Below are 16,639 nucleotides of genomic sequence, written 5' to 3'. Positions count from 1 at the left end.
CGCCATGGGCAAGATTTGAACGGAGCCACGACATGTTAAGCACGCTGCTGGAATTTGCGCTGGTCCTGGGGGTAATGACGGGGCTCGCCGTACTGATGGGCAAATGGCTGACCCGGGTATTCACCGGGACCCACCATGCCTTGCCGGAACGTTATACCTATCGCCTGTTGGGCATCGACCCACAGGAAACCATGGGCTGGGCCCGCTTCGGTTCGGCGCTGTTGTTGTCGAACGCGGCGATGATGCTGCTGGGCTACTGGGTCCTGCGCTTGCAGGCGGTTATGCCGATCAACCCGCTGGGGCTAGCCGCACAAACGCCGGACCTGGCGTTCAACACCGCCGCGTCCTTTATTACCAACACCAACTGGCAGGCGTACGCAGGCGAGACCAGCCTGTCGAACTTCAGCCAGATGGCGGTCATCACCTTTCTGATGTGCGTCGGCGCCACCTCCGGCGTGGTCGCGGCGGCCGGTTTCATTCGTGGTTTGAGCCGCTCAAGTTCGGGCGATATCGGCAACTTCTGGGTCGACTTCACCCGCACGCTGTACCGCGTGATGCTGCCGCTGTGCGTGGGCATGGCGCTGGTGTATGTCTGGCAGGGCATGCCACAGACTTTCGCCTCCCAGGCCCTGGCCACCACCCTTGAAGGGGCGCAGCAACAGTTGATTGTCGGCGCAGTGGCCAGCTTTGAATCGATCAAGCACATCGGCACCAACGGCGGCGGTTTCTTCAGCATGAACGCCGCGCACCCGTTCGAAAACCCGACGCCGCTGACCAACATCCTGCATATCCTCAGCATGTTGCTGATCCCTTCGGCATTGACTTACACCTTCGGCAGCATGCTGCTGCAACGTCGTCAGGGCTGGGTGTTTTTCGGCACCTTCCTGGTGATGTTCATCGGCTTCCTCGCCCTGGTCTATGGCGCCGAACAAAACGGTAACCCGCTGCTGACCCAGGCCGGCGCCAACCAGACCCTGTCGCTGGAGCACAGCGGCGGCAACATGGAAGGCAAGGAACTGCGCTTCGGCATCGCCGACAGCAGCCTGTTCATTGCCACCACCACGGCGGCGACCACTGGCTCAGTCAACACCATGCACGACTCGCTGACCCCCATGGGTGGCTTCGTGCCCCTGGCGCAGATGATGCTCAACTGCGTGTTCGGCGGTGACGGCGTGGGCTTTATCAACCTGATCCAGTACGCCCTGCTGACGGTGTTCCTGGTGGGCATGATGATCGGCCGCAGCCCGGAGTTCCTTGGCAAAAAAATCGAGGCGAGGGAGATCAAGCTGGTGATGCTCTCGGTGCTCGCGCACCCCATCAGCATCCTCGGCTTCACCGCCCTCGCCGCCCTGTGGCCCGACACCATGGCCAGCCTCAACAACCTCGGCCCCCATGGGTTCAGCGAGGTGTTGTACGCCTACACCTCCGGCACCGCCAACAACGGCTCGGCCTTTGCCGGCTTGAACGCCAACACGCCATTTTTCAACACCACCATTGGCCTGGCGATGTTGATCGGGCGCTTCTTCACCATGCTGCCGATGCTGGCCGTGGCCGGCTCCCTGGCGATGAAAAAGACCGTACCGGCCGGTGCCGGCACCATCCCCACCGCAACCCCGCTGTTCATGCTGCTGGTGGTGTTCGTGGTGCTGGTGGTTGGCGGCCTGACCTTTTTGCCAGCGCTCGCGCTCGGCCCGCTGGTGGAGCAACTGCAGTTGCTGTCCGGCCAGACGTACAACTGAGGACACGTAGATGACGACTCAATCGATATTCAAGGGGCTGTTGCGCCCGGTACTGGTTTCGGCGGTGTTTTTCATGCTGTTGACGGGGTTCGCCTACCCCGCGTTCACCACCGTGACCGCGCAACTGATGTTCCCGTTCCAAGCCCGCGGCTCGCTGATTGAACGCGATGGGCTGGTCATGGGCTCGACCCTGATTGGCCAGCACTTCACCCGGCCGGAATACTTCCACGGCCGCCCGAGCATGACCCTGGGCGCCGACCCACAAGACCCGAGCAAAAGCGTGTCGCAGCCGTATAACGCCGGCGCAAGCGGCGCCAGCAACCTGGGGCCAACCAGTCAGAAACTGGTGGACCAGGTGGCCGCACGCGTGCAGGTCTATCGCCTGGCCAACGGCCTGGCCGCCGACGCCCAGGTGCCGGTGGACGCGGTCACCGCCTCCGCCTCGGGCCTCGACCCGCATATCTCGGTGGCCAACGCGCGGCTGCAATTGCCACGGGTGGCACGTCTGCGGCAGATCCCCGAAGCCGAGCTGCTGCAACTGGTTAGCCAGCACACCAGCGCACGTACTCTCGGCCTGCTCGGCGAACCCCGGGTCAATGTGCTGCAACTCAACCTTGCGCTGGACGCCCGCCTGCCATCGCCTCCTATTGCGGCCAGTGAGTAAGAGATTGCCCTTATGAAGAATGCTCGTTTACCTCTGTTTGATCGCGCCATCGTGCTCACCGCGTGTGGGGATGCGCTGAAGAAACTGCTGCCCCAGGCGCAATGGAAAAACCCGGTGATGTTCGTGGTCTACCTGGGCAGCATCCTCACCACCCTGCTGTGGTTCCAGTCCCTGGGTGGCCAGGGGGAAGCGCCCAGTGGCTTTATCCTCAGCATCACCTTGTGGCTGTGGTTCACCGTGCTGTTCGCCAACTTCGCCGAAGCCTTGGCCGAGGGCCGCAGCCGCGCCCAGGCCGCCAGCCTGCGCGGGATGAAACGCCAGACATTGGCCAAGCTGCTGCAACAACCCAAGCACGGTGCGGCGTGGCTGCCGACCGAAGCGTCGCTGCTGCGCAAGGATCAGGTGGTGCTGGTCGAAGCCGGCGACCTGGTGCCGCTCGATGGCATCGTGATCGAGGGCGTGGCGTCGGTGGATGAAAGCGCGATCACCGGCGAATCGGCGCCGGTTATTCGTGAGTCCGGTGGCGATTTTTCCTCGGTCACCGGCGGCACGCGCGTGCTGTCGGACTGGCTGGTGGTGCGCATCAGCGTCAACCCGGGCGAGTCGTTTCTGGACCGCATGATCTCGATGGTCGAGTCGGCCAAGCGCCAGAAAACCCCAAACGAAGTAGCCCTGACCATCCTGCTGGTGGGCTTGACCCTGCTGTTCCTGCTGGTGATCGCCACGCTGAGCCCTTACTCGATCTTCGCCGTGGCCATGAGCGGCAGCGGCAGTGTGGTCAGCGCCACGGTACTGGTGGCCCTGCTGGTGTGCCTGATCCCCACCACCATCGGCGGCCTGCTCTCGGCCATCGGCGTGGCCGGCATGAGCCGGATGATGTCGGCCAATGTCATCGCCACCTCCGGGCGGGCGGTCGAGGCCGCAGGTGACGTGGACGTGTTGCTGCTGGACAAGACCGGCACCATCACCCTGGGCAATCGTCAGGCCAGCAGCTTTTTGCCGGCGCCGGGAATAAAGGAGGCCGACTTGGCGGACGCCGCACAACTGGCCTCCCTGGCTGATGAAACCCCGGAAGGCCGCAGTATTGTGGTCCTGGCCAAGCAGAAGTTCGACATTCGCGCGCGGGACATCAACCAGTTGGGCGCAAGCTTTGTGCACTTCACCGCACAAACCCGCATGAGCGGTGTCGACCTGCCCGCAGGCCGGGCGATTCGCAAGGGTGCAGCGGACGCGATTCGCCGCCATGTCGAGGCCTTGGGCGGTAGTTTTCCGACAGCCTTGCAGGCCAAGGTCGATGAAGTCTCACGGCGCGGCAGCACACCGCTGGTAGTCAGCGACGGCGCCACGGCGCTGGGCGTGGTGGAACTCAAGGACGTGGTCAAAGGTGGCATCAAGGAGCGCTTCGCCGAGCTGCGGCGCATGGGCATCAAGACCGTGATGATCACCGGCGACAATCGCCTGACCGCCGCCGCCATTGCGGTAGAAGCCGGCGTGGATGACTTCCTCGCCGAGGCTCGCCCGGAAGACAAACTGCAATTGATCCGCGACTACCAGGCCAAGGGCAAGCTCGTGGCCATGACCGGCGACGGCACCAACGACGCACCGGCGCTGGCCCAGGCGGACGTGGCGGTGGCAATGAACAGCGGCACCCAGGCCGCCAAGGAGGCCGGCAACATGGTCGACCTCGACAGCAACCCGACCAAGCTGATCGAAGTGGTCGAGGTCGGCAAACAGATGCTGATGACCCGCGGCGCCCTCACCACCTTCAGCGTGGCGAATGACGTGGCGAAGTACTTTGCAATCATCCCGGCGGCGTTTGTCGCGACCTATCCACAGCTCGGCGCATTGAACGTGATGCAGTTGAGCAGCCCCAACTCGGCGATTCTCAGTGCGGTGATTTTTAACGCGCTGATCATTGTCGCGTTGATTCCCCTGGCCCTGCGTGGCGTGACTTACCGCGCGATCGGCGCGGCGGCGCTGCTCAACCGCAACCTGCTGATCTATGGCCTGGGCGGGGTGTTGGTGCCGTTTGCCGGGATCAAGCTGATCGACATGCTGCTGACGGGATTGGGCCTCGTGTAACGCCCCATCCACTGTAGGAGCGAGCTTGCTCGCGAAGGGCGTTAACGAGAACGCGGAAAACCTGACACCCAGCGGCGCCATCAGGTTTTTCGCGAGCACGCTCGCTCCTACAGACAACTAGAGGAATGACATGCCTGCCTTAAACAACGAACGCCCCGATCCCGACGCCCTGCTGGCACGTGTCCAACAGGAAGAACAGGCCGCCTTGCGCGGCAAGCTGCGTATCTACTTTGGCTCCAACGCCGGCGTGGGCAAGACCTACGCGATGCTTGCGGCGGCGCGCCGTGAAGCCGGACTGGGCCGCGATGTGCTGGCCGGCGTGGTGGAAACCCACGGCCGCGAGGAAACCGCCAAGCTGCTCCACGGCCTCGAACAACTGCCCCGCGCCCAGCACCTGCACCGTGAATTCGCCCTGACCGAATTTGATCTCGATGCCGCCCTATTGCGCCATCCTACCGTGGTACTGGTGGACGAACTGGCCCACAGCAACGTGCCCGGCTCGCGCCACCCCAAACGCTGGCAAGACGTGGAAGAACTGCTCAGCGCCGGCATCGACGTGTGGGCCACCCTCAACGTCCAGCATCTGGAAAGCCTGAATGACCTGGTCAGCGGGATCATCGGCATACGCGTGCGGGAAACGGTGCCAGACCATGTGTTCGACAACGCCCACGAAGTGGTGGTGATCGACCTGCCGCCAGACGATCTACTGCAACGCTTAAAGGACGGCAAGGTGTACCTGGGTCCGGCGGCGGCGCGCGCGTCACGGCATTTTTTCCGCAAGGGCAACCTGTTGGCACTGCGCGAGCTGGCCCTGCGGCGCACGGCCGACCGGGTCGACACGCAGATGCGCGTGTACCGCCGCGAACAGTCGATCAAGACCCTGTGGCCGGCCCGCGAACGGCTGTTGGTCGGTATCGCCGGTGATACCGGCGATGAACGCCTGGTGCGTGAAGCGGCGCGCCTGGCGCAAAAACTGGAAGCCGACTGGATTGTCGTCCATGTCGCCTCGGCCCAGGGGCGCGGCGCCAAGCGCTACCTGAGCGCGATGAAAGCCCTGGCCCTGGCCGAAGAGTTCGGCGCCGATACCGCCACACTGCCGGGCATGGAAGTCGCCGAAGCCCTGGTGGCCTGTGCCCGTGAGCACAATGCCAATCGCCTGGTACTCGGCCATCATCCGCGCCGTCGGTGGCGGTTCTGGCATCAGTCGGTCAGCGATCGGATCAGCCGCCACCACCCGCAAATCGATCAGATCGTGATTGCCCACGGCCTGCTGCCGAGCAAGCCCGTCGCGCTCGAAAAAACCGCAACGCTGCCTGGCACTCGCCTGGCCTACCTCTGGGCCAGCCTGGCCTGCTTCGCCGCCAGCGCCGTCGCCGCGCTGCTGCTGCAAGTGTTCGACCTGGCCAACGTGGTCATGTTGTTTTTGCTCACGGTGGTGCTGGTAGCGCTACGCTTTGGACGCGGCCCCGGCGTGTGGGCGGCGATGCTTGCAGTACTGTGTTTCGACTTCTTTTTTGTACAGCCGCGCTATTCATTCACCGTCAACGACACCCAGTATTTCTTCACCTTTGCGCTGATGCTCGGCATCGCCCTGATCACCGGCCAACTCACCGCGCGCCTGCGGCACGAAGCGCGCACCGCCGCCGCACGCGAGCGCCGCGCAACTTCCCTGGCGCGCCTGGCCCGCGACCTGTCGGCGGCGCTGACCGTAGAACAAATCAGCGAAGTCGCGCTACGCACCTTCAGCGGCGTCTTCGAAGCACGGGTGGGCCTGGCCCTGCCGGACGCCGCCGATGGTGTACACAGCGTGAGCGCCGGTGGGCTGCCGATCGACGACAGCATCGCGCAATGGACCTACGACCACGGCCACCCCGCCGGCCACGGCACCGACACCTTGTCGGCGGCCAAGGGCTGCTACTTGCCGCTCAAGGCGCCGATGCGCGTGCGCGGCGTGCTGGTGCTGGAGTTGGCCCAACGCGATCGCTTGCACGACCCGCAGGAACGCCGCCTGCTGGAAGCCTGCATGAGCCAACTGGCGATTGCCCTGGAGCGTGTGCATTTCGTCGAAGTGGCGCAAAGTACCCTGGTGCAGATGGAAGGCGAGAAAATGCGCAACACCCTGCTCGCGGCGATTTCCCATGACCTGCGCACCCCACTGACCACCTTGATCGGCGCCGCCGAGACCGCCCTGCCCCACGCCCCGCCGGGGCCACTGAACGAGCTGCTGCACGGCATCCATGAACAAGCCACTTCCATGCAGCGGCTGATCGAAAACCTGCTGGACATGGCGCGCATGCAAGAGCGCGGCGTGCGCCTGAACCGCCAATGGCACTTGCTGGAAGAAATCGTCGGCAGCGCCCTGCGCCAATTGCGCGAACCGTTGGCGCGGCACCGCGTACACACCACGCTCGACGCAAACTTACCGCTGGTGGAAGTCGACGCGCTGCTGATCGAGCGGGTGCTGGTCAACCTGCTGGACAACGCCGCCAAATACACCCCGCCAGGCACCACCATCAGCGTGACCGCCAGCCAGGCCGGCGAGCACATTGTGCTGGAGGTCAGCGACACTGGCCCCGGTTGCGCGCCGGCCAATCTGTTTGAGCCCTTCACGCGCGGCCAGCAGGAATCGTCGGTGGCCGGCATCGGCCTGGGCCTGGCATTGGTCAAGCGCATCGTCGAGGCCCACGGCGGGCATATCGAAGCAAACCCCGGCCGCAAGGGCGGCATGCATTTCACCCTCACGCTACCCGCAGGCACCCCGCCTGCCATGGAACCCTAATGAGCACTGCACGCATTCTGATCGTTGAAGATGAGGCCAATATCCGCCGTTTTGTACGCATAGCCCTGCAAGATGAAGGCTTTCAGGTGTTCGAGGCCGACAGCGTCAAGCGTGCGCTGATCCATGCCGCCAGCCGTCAGCCGGACCTGGTGATTGTCGACCTTGGCTTGCCAGACAGCGATGGCAAGCAACTGATCAGCGAACTGCGTGGCTGGCTGGCGGTGCCGATCCTGGTGTTGTCGGCGCGTGACCGTGAAGAAGAGAAAGTCGCCGCCCTGGATGCGGGTGCCGATGATTACCTGACCAAGCCGTTCGGCGTGCCCGAGTTACTCGCACGCATCCGCGCCCAACTGCGCCGGCATGGGCATACCGGCACCGTGGTGGCCACCAGCAAGGTGGCGTTTGGCGAGATTGCAGTCGACCTGGCGACCCATCAAGTGTGGCGCTCAGGCCAACCGGTACACTTGACGCCCATTGAATACCGCTTGCTCTGCGCAATGATTCGCGGCCAGAACCGCGTACTGACGCACCGGCAGTTGCTGCTGGAAGTGTGGGGGCTGGATTACGTCGACCGCGCACATTATCTACGGGTGCATATGGCGCATTTGCGGCAAAAGCTGGAGGTGGATCCGGCGCAGCCACAGTATTTCATTACCGAACTGCAGGTGGGTTACCGGCTGGTGGGGTTGTAGAACAGCAAACCCCAGGCACAAAAAAGCCCGCTCAGTGAGCGGGCTTTGCGTGGTGACCTGGCGTTCAGCGTTCCAGGTTACCGAATATGGCGCAGCGGACGGGACTCGAACCCGCGACCCCCGGCGTGACAGGCCGGTATTCTAACCGACTGAACTACCGCTGCGCGTAACACATGAAGCGAATGGTGGGTGATGACGGGATCGAACCGCCGACCCTCTGCTTGTAAGGCAGATGCTCTCCCAGCTGAGCTAATCACCCTTCACTTTCGGTGTGGGACGCATCATATACGAAAATTTCGCAATGTGTTGATTTAAATGCAATTTATTTGAAATATCTTTTCCACAACGGCATACACCCTTGAAAACCGGCGCTTATCGGCTTCTATAGCTGCGCCGCCTACGGTGAACCGCGCAACTTCAGGGTCACCACACCCTGGAACTTCTAAACCTCCAATAAAAAACGCCCCCGGTCATCGGAAATGACCGGGGGCGTTTTTTAACACAACCCCTGTAGGAGCGAGCTTGCTCGCGAAGAACCTGAGAGCACCGCGTGCACTCAGGATGCCCGCGTCATCATTAACAATCTTCGCGAGCAAGCTCGCTCCTACAGATAGTAAGACAAACCCCAGACAGCAAAAAGCCCGCTCAATGAGCGGGCTTTCTGTGGTCACCTGGCGTTCAGCATTCCAGGTTACCGAATATGGCGCAGCGGACGGGACTCGAACCCGCGACCCCCGGCGTGACAGGCCGGTATTCTAACCGACTGAACTACCGCTGCGCGTAACACATGAAGCGAATGGTGGGTGATGACGGGATCGAACCGCCGACCCTCTGCTTGTAAGGCAGATGCTCTCCCAGCTGAGCTAATCACCCTTCGTTTCGGTGTGGCGCGCATTCTACGGAGCGACCCCAAGTCTGGCAAGCACTTTCTTAAATCTTTTTTTTCAGCCCTTCCAATGGCTTAGGCAGGGTTGGCCTCAGACGCTATCAAGAGAATAATGCCCCACTTTGTATAAAGGAGAGACTCACCCCATGTGGTTCAAGAACCTGCTTATCTATCGCCTGACCCAAGATCTGCCTGTTGATGCCGAGGCGTTGGAAACTGCAATGGCCACCAAACCGGCGCGCCCTTGTGCAAGCCAGGAGTTGACCACTTACGGTTTCGTCGCGCCTTTTGGTAAAGGTGAAGACGCGCCCCTGGTGCACGTCAGCGGTGACTTCCTGCTGATCGCTGCGCGCAAGGAAGAACGTATCCTGCCGGGTAGCGTGGTGCGTGATGCGGTGAAGGAAAAGGTCGAAGAGATCGAAGCCGAGCAAATGCGCAAGGTCTACAAAAAGGAACGCGACCAGATCAAGGATGAAATCATCCAGGCGTTCCTGCCACGTGCCTTTATCCGTCGCTCGTCGACCTTCGCCGCCATCGCGCCGAAACAGGGGCTGATCCTGGTGAATTCGGCCAGCCCCAAGCGCGCCGAAGACCTGCTGTCGACCCTGCGTGAAGTGATCGGCACCCTGCCGGTACGCCCACTGACCGTGAAAACCGCGCCAACCGCCGTCATGACCGACTGGGTCACCACCCAGAAACCGGCCGATGACTTCTTCGTCCTCGACGAGTGCGAACTGCGCGACACCCACGAAGACGGCGGTATCGTGCGCTGCAAGCGCCAGGACCTGACTGGCGAAGAAATCCAGCTGCACCTGAGCACCGGCAAAGTCGTGACCCAACTGTCCCTGGCCTGGCAGGACAAATTGTCCTTCATGCTCGACGACAAGATGACGGTCAAGCGCCTGAAGTTCGAAGACCTGCTGCAAGACCAGGCTGAACAGGACGGCGGTGACGAAGCCCTGGGCCAACTGGATGCCAGCTTTACCTTGATGATGCTGACCTTTGGCGACTTCCTGCCGGCGCTGGTGGAAGCACTCGGCGGTGAAGAGACCCCGCAAGGTATCTAAACAGGCACGATCAATGTAGGAGCTGGCAAGCCAGCTCCTACAGTTGATTGGGTTGCCACTCCCAGCACTCTAATAATAAGGACATCCCCATGCGTGCACTCGCCGCCCTGAGCCGCTTCGTCGGCAATACCTTCGCCTACTGGGTGCTGATCTTTGCCGTGGTTGCGTTCCTGCAGCCCACTTGGTTTATCGGCCTCAAAGGCGCCATCGTGCCGCTGCTGGGCCTGGTGATGTTTGGCATGGGGTTGACCCTCAAACTTGAAGATTTCGCCGAGGTCGCTCGTCACCCGTGGCGTGTGGCACTGGGTGTGGCCGCACAGTTTGTGATCATGCCCAGCGTGGCCTGGTTGCTGTGCCAGGTTTTCCAACTGCCGCCGGAAATCGCCGTCGGTGTGATCCTGGTCGGTTGTTGCCCAAGCGGCACCTCCTCCAATGTCATGACCTGGCTGGCCCGTGGCGACCTCGCGCTGTCGGTGGCCATATCCTCCATCACCACCCTCCTCGCCCCGTTGCTGACGCCAGCGCTGATCTGGCTGCTGGCTTCGGCCTGGCTGCCGGTGTCGTTCATGGAGTTGTTCTGGTCGATCCTGCAAGTGGTGGTGCTGCCTATCGTCCTTGGCGTAGCAGCCCAACGCCTGCTGGGGGCTCGTGTGCGGCACGCCGTTGAGGTATTGCCACTGGTATCGGTGGTCAGCATCGTGCTGATCGTCGCAGCCGTAGTCGCAGCGAGCCAGGCGAAGATCGCCGAATCGGGCCTGCTGATCATGGCGGTGGTGATGCTGCACAACAGCTTCGGCTACTTGCTCGGTTACTTCACCGGCCATGTGTTCAAACTGCCGCTGGCGCAACGCAAGTCGTTGGCGCTGGAAGTGGGCATGCAGAACTCGGGGTTGGGAGCCGCGCTGGCCAGCGTGCACTTTTCGCCGCTGGCGGCGGTACCCAGCGCCTTGTTCAGCGTCTGGCACAATATTTCCGGGGCGTTATTGTCGACGTATTTCCGCCGGATGAGCGAAAAAGAAGACCGCAAGGCCCTCGCCGAAACTTGATCGGACGCGGGCTTTTCGGCACTCTACGCACCTTCGCGGGGACGACCCCGCGACTCGTTTGAGCATTCAATCCGGGGACGGCCCCACTTCTAAAAGGAAGGTCTTTATGTCCTGGGTCATTCTGTTTTTCGCCGGGCTGTTTGAAGTTGGCTGGGCCGTCGGCCTGAAATACACCGATGGTTTCAGCAAACCGCTGCCCACCGCCCTGACGATTGCCGCCATGGCCGTCAGCCTTGGCCTGTTGGGGCTGGCCATGAAGGAGTTGCCGCTGGGCACCGCCTATGCCATCTGGACCGGTGTCGGCGCCGTGGGCACGGTGATCGCCGGGATTATCCTGTTTGGCGAGTCCATGGCGCTGTTCCGGTTGGCCAGTGTGGCGTTGATCATTGCCGGGTTGATTGGTCTCAAGGTCAGCGCCTGATGCTGTTGTAGGAGCCGGCTTGCCGGCGATGAGGCCCTTGAATCCCGTAATGGATTTGCGGACGCCATCGCCGGCAAGCCGGGCACCTACAGGGTGGTGCCACGCAATGCCAGCACTTGTTCCTGTAATGCCTCTGGCGTCGCCTGCTCCACCGTCAACGACGGCCCCGCCACCAACGTCACCCGCGACCAGATCCGGTGAAAGATCCCCTTGTTCGGATCGCGGCTGAAAAAGCTCCCCCATAACCCTTGCAACGCCATGGGAATCACCGGCACCGGGGTTTCCTCAAGAATCCGCGTCACCCCACTCTTGAACTCGTTCATCTCACCGTCGGCGGTCAATTTGCCTTCCGGGAAGATACACACCAGCTCACCGTCCTTCAGGTATTGGCTGATACGCTGGAAGGCCTTTTCGTAGATCTCCAGGTCTTCATGGCGCCCGGCAATCGGAATCGTCCCGGCCGTGCGGAAGATAAAGTTGAGCACCGGCAAACGGTAGATCTTGTAATACATCACAAAACGAATCGGCCGACGCACCGCACCGCCAATCAGCAATGCATCGACAAACGACACATGGTTGCACACCAGCAACGCCGCGCCTTCGTCCGGGATATGTTCCAGGTTGCGATGCTGCACGCGGTACATGGAGTGGCCGAGCAGCCAGATCATGAAGCGCATGGTGAACTCGGGGACAATCCTGAAGATGTAGGTATTGACCGCAATGTTAAGCAGCGACACCACCAGGAACAGCTCGGGGATCGACAGCTTGGCCACGCTCAGCAGCAGGATCGTGACAATCGCCGAAACCACCATGAACAGCGCATTGAGGATGTTATTGGCGGCAATCACCCGCGCCCGCTCGTTCTCGGCGGTGCGCGACTGGATCAGGGCGTACAGCGGCACGATGTAGAAACCGCCAAACACCCCAAGGCCAAGGATATCGGCCAATACCCACCAGGCCTGGCCATAGCTCAAGACCGTCAGCCAGTCATTGGCCTGGACGTTCTGCGGGAAGCCGCCAGAGTGCCACCACAGCAACAGGCCAAATACCGTCAGGCCGAACGAGCCAAAAGGCACCAGGCCGATTTCCACCTTACGCCCGGAGAGTTTTTCGCAGAGCATCGAGCCCAGGGCGATACCGACCGAGAATACGGTGAGGATCAGGGTGACCACGGTCTCATCGCCATACAGCCACTCTTTGGCGTAGGCCGGGATTTGCGTGAGGTAGATCGCCCCGACAAACCAGAACCACGAGTTGCCGACAATCGAGCGCGACACGGCGGGCGTTTGCCCCAGGCCCAGGCGCAAGGTGGCCCAGGATTGACTGAAGATATTCCAGTCCAGGCGCATCTCGGGGCTCGATGCCGCCGCGCGAGGGATGCCACGGCTGGCCAGGTAACCCAGCACGGCAATGGCGACAATCGCGGTGGACACCACCGGCGCGTAGTGGGTTGAGGACATCATGACCCCGGCACCGATGGTCCCGGCGAGGATCGCCAGGAACGTGCCCATTTCCACCAGGCCGTTGCCGCCCACCAGCTCTTCTTCACGCAGGGCCTGGGGCATGATCGAGTACTTCACCGGACCAAACAGCGCCGAATGGGTACCCATGGCAAACAGGGCCAGCAGCATCAGTTCCAGGTGGTTGGTCATGAAGCCCACGGCGCCGACGGCCATGATCACGATCTCGCCGATCTTGATCGCGCGGATCAGCGCATCCTTGTTGAATTTCTCGCCAAACTGTCCGGCCAGGGCCGAGAACAGGAAAAACGGCAGGATAAACAACAAAGCGCAGAGGTTGACCCAGATCGAGCGGTCGCCCTCGATGGCCAGCTTGTAGAGAATGGCGAGGATCAACGACTGCTTGAAGATATTGTCGTTGAACGCCCCCAGGGACTGGGTGATGAAGAACGGCAAAAAGCGCCGTTTGCGCAGCAAAGTGAATTGCGAGGGGTGACTCATCGGTCCGTGTTCCTGCGTGGCCTGAAGGCTTTATTGGTTTTCAGGCCACGACTTTACCTAATCCTGCTTACTTATTCCCCAATCCTGCAATGCACGGTGAAACAAACAGCTCACCTTTATAGGCCCCCTGCACCGTGCGCTTGCTGACAACCAGCCACATCAGGGCCAGGGCGGCGACCAGCACGCTGCCGGTCACGCTGAAAAATGCCAGGTGCAAGGTACTGCCCAGTTTCAGCGTGGTCAGGGCATACACCCCCAACGGGAAGGTAAAGCCCCACCAGCCCAGGTTGAACGGAATACCGGCGCGCAGGTAACGCAGGGTGATCAGCACCGCGATCAACATCCACCACAAGCCAAGGCCCCACAGGGTGATGCCGGCAACCAACCCCAGGCCTGCGGCAATCTCACCGATCCCGGCAAAACCATTGGCGGCGAAGATGGCCGGCGCGTCCTGGCCCAGCAGCAACATGCCCAGGGCGCCGGTGCCGATCGGGCCAAGGGCCAGCCAGCTCGACGCCGCCATATTGGCGTGGGGCAGTTTATGCAGAGCCATGCGCAGCATCAGGATGGTCAGAATGCTGAAGGCCACGGGCAGGGAAAATGCCCAGAGCACGTAGCTGGTCACCAGCATCACCAGTTGCGCATGGGCATCGGCCAGGTGCGGCGCCAACAAGCCACCACTGGCGGCGGCGACTTCGGCGGCCACCACCGGCAGCAGCCAGACGGCCGTCATCTGGTCGATGCTGTGCTCTTGACGGGTAAACATCATGAACGGGATCAACACCCCGCACGCCAAGGCCATGGCCACGTCCAGCCACCACAGGGCTTGAGCCAGTTGCACCACGCCCTCGCCCCAGCGCGGCAGGCCAAACAGCAGCAGGCCATTGATGATGGTCGCCAGGCCCATGGGGATGGTGCCGAAAAACATCGAGACCGTGGAGTGCCCGAAAATCCGCCGTGCCTCGTCATAGAACATCACCCAGCGCGCCGCATATAAGCCGCTGAACAACACAAACAGGAAAATCGTCAGCAGCCACAGCCCTTCGGCGATGGCATAGACGCCCGGCAGTTGCACCGGCAATTGCGCCAGGGCCAATGCCAGCACGCCGGTCCCCATGGTGGCGGCGAACCAGTTGGGGGTGAACTGGCGAATCACTTCCCTGGGGCCGGCCAGGTGGCTGAACGGTTTGTAACTGCTGGTGATGCTATTGGGGCACGTCATGGCTAAATCCTCTTCCTCGTATGAGGTTGAGCCCATGATAGAAGCCGAACGAATATCTATATAACGGGTAATATCTCTAACTGTTATCTGTTTTACCTATATACAGCTTTGACGGGTGCTTGCTTCATCAGGCCAATCAAGGCGCCAAGCGCCAATATGATCAGCACCACACCGTAGCCGTCAGTGGTCGCGATCAGGCCAAAACTGCGGGTCAGGTTGCCTGCCAGCAAAGACGGCAGGCAAAACGCCAGGTAACTCAGGACGTAAAACGCCGACATCAACCCGGCCCGCTCATGGGGCAACGCCAGGGGCACCACGCTGCGCACCGCCCCAAGAAAACCTGCACCAAATCCGCTGCCAGCAATCAGCGTGGCGAAGAAAAACAGCGGCAGGCTGGCGCTGTGGACAGCGCCGAGGATCAACGCGACACCCACAGCCAACAGGCTTGCCCCCAGGCGCAGCACCTTGTCTGCCGGGCGATTGCGCAGGCTGAAGATCATCAGCGCACCGCTCAAGGTCAGCACCGCGACCAGACCGCCACCGATCAGGTTGGAGGTCGATCCGGTCGCCGCCCGCACCAGCGACGGTGCCAGCGACAAGTAGAAACCGCCCATCGCCCACACGGCGATATCCACCGGCAACGACAGCCACAAGGCCCTGCGCGCCTGGGGCGGCACGTGCAAAGTCGGCCATAGCGAAGCCAGCGCACCCGGCATGCGGCTGACACTCTCCGGCAGCCGCCACACAGACAGGCTCTGCAACAGCATCAGCCCGAACAAGGCCCAGTAGATCAACTGGGTGGGCAGCGGCGCGAACTCCACCAGCAAACTGCTGCCCATGGCGCCACAGGCCATGCCCAGCAACGGCGCGACACTGTTGACCAACGGGCCCTGCTGGCGGTCGGTATCGAGCAACGCGGCCCCCAGCACGGCGGTGGCCATGCCCGTGGCAAACCCTTGCAAGGTACGGGCAGCGATCAGCCAGGCGACACTGTCCGCGTGGATAAACAGCAGCATCGCCAGCATATTCAGGACCAACGCGACAAAGATCACGGGTTTGCGCCCCAGGTGATCCGACAACGAGCCGACCGTCAGCAACGCCGCCAACAGGCTCAAGGCATACACCCCAAAGATCAGCGTCAGGGTACCGGCGGAAAAATGCAGGCCTTCCTGGTAAAGGTGATACAACGGCGTCGGCGCGCTGGAGGCCGCGAGAAACGTCAGCAGAGTGATCGCCAGGAACACCAGGCTGAAACGGTGAGAAGTGACGCTGGACATGGGCACGCTCCGCTAAAGCTAATATTTTGCTTTTGCGCAGTGTGCTACTGCATCGAGCTTAAAGCAAATTCTTTGTGTTAAGGTTTTGGCATGGCGATAAAAGAAGGCCTCCGCCCGGGGGGCCGCAGTGCCCGGGTACAAGAGTCGGTTCATTCGGCGGTGCGTCAGTTGCTCCAGGAGCAAGAGCGCACCAGCGTGACCGTGCCCCAGATCGCCGCGCGCGCAGGCGTGACACCTTCGACGATTTACCGGCGCTGGGGCGATCTGGCCGCCCTGCTCGCCGACGTCGCCCTGGCGCGCATGCGCCCGGACAGCGAACCGGCCAACACCGGCAGCTTGCGCGGCGACCTGCGGGCCTGGGCCGAGCAATACCTGGACGAGATGAGTTCGGAACCGGGGCGTAACATGATGCGCGACGTGCAGTGCAGCCAGACGCCGGGGTATTGCGTGACGATTCTGGGCGGGCAGTTGCAGGTGATCCTGGATCGTTACCAGGGTAGCGGCCAGGCATTGCCCAGCGTAGATCGGCTGATCAACTTGCTGGCGGCGCCAACAGTATTTCGGATTCTATTTGCTACCGAGCCGATGCAGATTGAAGAGCTGCATGAACTAATCGAAATCGCCCTGCAGCCCTGAGCCACACACAAATCCAAATGTAGGAGCGAGCTTGCTCGCGAAGAACTTGAGAGCGCCGCGGTTATCTAGCAAACACGCGTTATCGTTGACGTCCTTCGCGAGCAAGCTCGCTCCTACAGAGGGCGATGACCGCTTAACTGACTGGCATTAGGGCAAGCCCGCACACA

General features: G+C 61.8%; 12 protein-coding genes and 4 tRNA genes. 9 read left to right on the top strand and 7 right to left on the bottom strand.

Annotation, left to right across the window (positions count from 1 at the left end; genetic code table 11):
- The first annotated feature begins 32 nt into the window (after positions 1 to 32).
- The 5 genes from kdpA (at position 33) to H097_RS09490 (ending at position 7,956) form a co-directional block, all read left to right on the top strand.
- Entirely contained in the window at positions 33 to 1,739 is a 1,707-nt protein-coding gene (gene kdpA, locus H097_RS09510; protein ID WP_032859294.1) for a potassium-transporting ATPase subunit KdpA, read from the top strand.
- A 10-nt stretch (positions 1,740 to 1,749) separates the two neighbouring features.
- Positions 1,750 to 2,403, top strand: coding sequence for a K(+)-transporting ATPase subunit C (gene kdpC, locus H097_RS09505; RefSeq protein WP_032859293.1), 654 nt, complete (start codon positions 1,750 to 1,752; stop codon positions 2,401 to 2,403).
- A gap of 12 nt (positions 2,404 to 2,415) precedes the next feature.
- Positions 2,416 to 4,485, top strand: coding sequence for a potassium-transporting ATPase subunit KdpB (gene kdpB / locus H097_RS09500; protein ID WP_032859291.1), 2,070 nt, complete (start codon positions 2,416 to 2,418; stop codon positions 4,483 to 4,485).
- A gap of 130 nt (positions 4,486 to 4,615) precedes the next feature.
- A complete protein-coding gene (locus H097_RS09495; RefSeq protein ID WP_032859289.1) occupies positions 4,616 to 7,264 on the top strand; it encodes a sensor histidine kinase KdpD in 2,649 nt (882 codons plus the stop codon).
- Positions 7,264 to 7,956 carry a response regulator gene (locus H097_RS09490; protein ID WP_032859288.1) on the top strand — a complete coding sequence of 231 codons (693 nt, stop codon included), beginning with the start codon at positions 7,264 to 7,266 and terminating at the stop codon, positions 7,954 to 7,956. The genes H097_RS09495 and H097_RS09490 overlap by 1 nt, the downstream gene beginning before the upstream one ends.
- Positions 7,957 to 8,043: 87 nt before the next feature.
- Here H097_RS09490 and H097_RS09485 read toward each other — a convergent pair.
- The 4 genes from H097_RS09485 to H097_RS09470 all read right to left on the bottom strand — a co-directional run bounded on the left by H097_RS09485 (position 8,044) and on the right by H097_RS09470 (position 8,829).
- Positions 8,044 to 8,120, bottom strand: a tRNA-Asp gene (locus H097_RS09485).
- 19 nt (positions 8,121 to 8,139) lie between these two features.
- Positions 8,140 to 8,215 (bottom strand) — tRNA-Val (locus H097_RS09480).
- Between the two features lie 442 nt (positions 8,216 to 8,657).
- A tRNA-Asp gene (locus tag H097_RS09475) sits at positions 8,658 to 8,734 on the bottom strand.
- A 19-nt stretch (positions 8,735 to 8,753) separates the two neighbouring features.
- A tRNA-Val gene (locus H097_RS09470) sits at positions 8,754 to 8,829 on the bottom strand.
- A 159-nt stretch (positions 8,830 to 8,988) separates the two neighbouring features.
- On the opposite strand from H097_RS09470, the gene rdgC reads away from it, so the two are divergent.
- The 3 genes from rdgC to sugE all read left to right on the top strand — a co-directional run bounded on the left by rdgC (position 8,989) and on the right by sugE (position 11,376).
- The gene (gene rdgC / locus H097_RS09465; protein WP_032859287.1) at positions 8,989 to 9,909 is read left to right on the top strand and encodes a recombination-associated protein RdgC; all 921 of its coding nucleotides are present in this window, start codon (positions 8,989 to 8,991) and stop codon (positions 9,907 to 9,909) included.
- A gap of 89 nt (positions 9,910 to 9,998) precedes the next feature.
- The gene (locus H097_RS09460) at positions 9,999 to 10,955 is read left to right on the top strand and encodes a bile acid:sodium symporter family protein (protein WP_032859285.1); all 957 of its coding nucleotides are present in this window, start codon (positions 9,999 to 10,001) and stop codon (positions 10,953 to 10,955) included.
- Between the two features lie 106 nt (positions 10,956 to 11,061).
- Positions 11,062 to 11,376, top strand: a complete 315-nt coding sequence (gene sugE / locus H097_RS09455) for a quaternary ammonium compound efflux SMR transporter SugE (protein WP_032859283.1) — start codon at positions 11,062 to 11,064, stop codon at positions 11,374 to 11,376.
- Positions 11,377 to 11,462: 86 nt separating this feature from the next.
- Here sugE and H097_RS09450 read toward each other — a convergent pair whose 3' ends face one another.
- The 3 genes from H097_RS09450 to H097_RS09440 form a co-directional block, all read right to left on the bottom strand.
- Positions 11,463 to 13,337: an MFS transporter gene (locus tag H097_RS09450; RefSeq protein WP_032859282.1), complete on the bottom strand. Its 1,875-nt coding sequence runs from the start codon at positions 13,335 to 13,337 to the stop codon at positions 11,463 to 11,465.
- A gap of 67 nt (positions 13,338 to 13,404) precedes the next feature.
- The gene (locus tag H097_RS09445) at positions 13,405 to 14,559 is read right to left on the bottom strand and encodes a TDT family transporter (RefSeq protein ID WP_032859279.1); all 1,155 of its coding nucleotides are present in this window, start codon (positions 14,557 to 14,559) and stop codon (positions 13,405 to 13,407) included.
- A gap of 92 nt (positions 14,560 to 14,651) precedes the next feature.
- Positions 14,652 to 15,836: an MFS transporter gene (locus tag H097_RS09440; RefSeq protein WP_032859277.1), complete on the bottom strand. Its 1,185-nt coding sequence runs from the start codon at positions 15,834 to 15,836 to the stop codon at positions 14,652 to 14,654.
- A gap of 90 nt (positions 15,837 to 15,926) precedes the next feature.
- Here H097_RS09440 and H097_RS09435 point away from each other — a divergent pair, with 90 nt between their 5' ends.
- Positions 15,927 to 16,472 (top strand): TetR/AcrR family transcriptional regulator, encoded by a 546-nt coding sequence (locus tag H097_RS09435; protein WP_032859276.1) that lies wholly within the window; start codon positions 15,927 to 15,929, stop codon positions 16,470 to 16,472.
- The last annotated feature ends 167 nt before the right edge of the window (positions 16,473 to 16,639 follow it).

It is taken from the genome of Pseudomonas sp. FH4, from assembly GCF_000510915.2.
Classification (GTDB): domain Bacteria; phylum Pseudomonadota; class Gammaproteobacteria; order Pseudomonadales; family Pseudomonadaceae; genus Aquipseudomonas; species Aquipseudomonas brenneri.
Note: the sequence above shows the minus strand (reverse complement) of the source record. Positions and strands in the feature narration are given on the sequence as shown.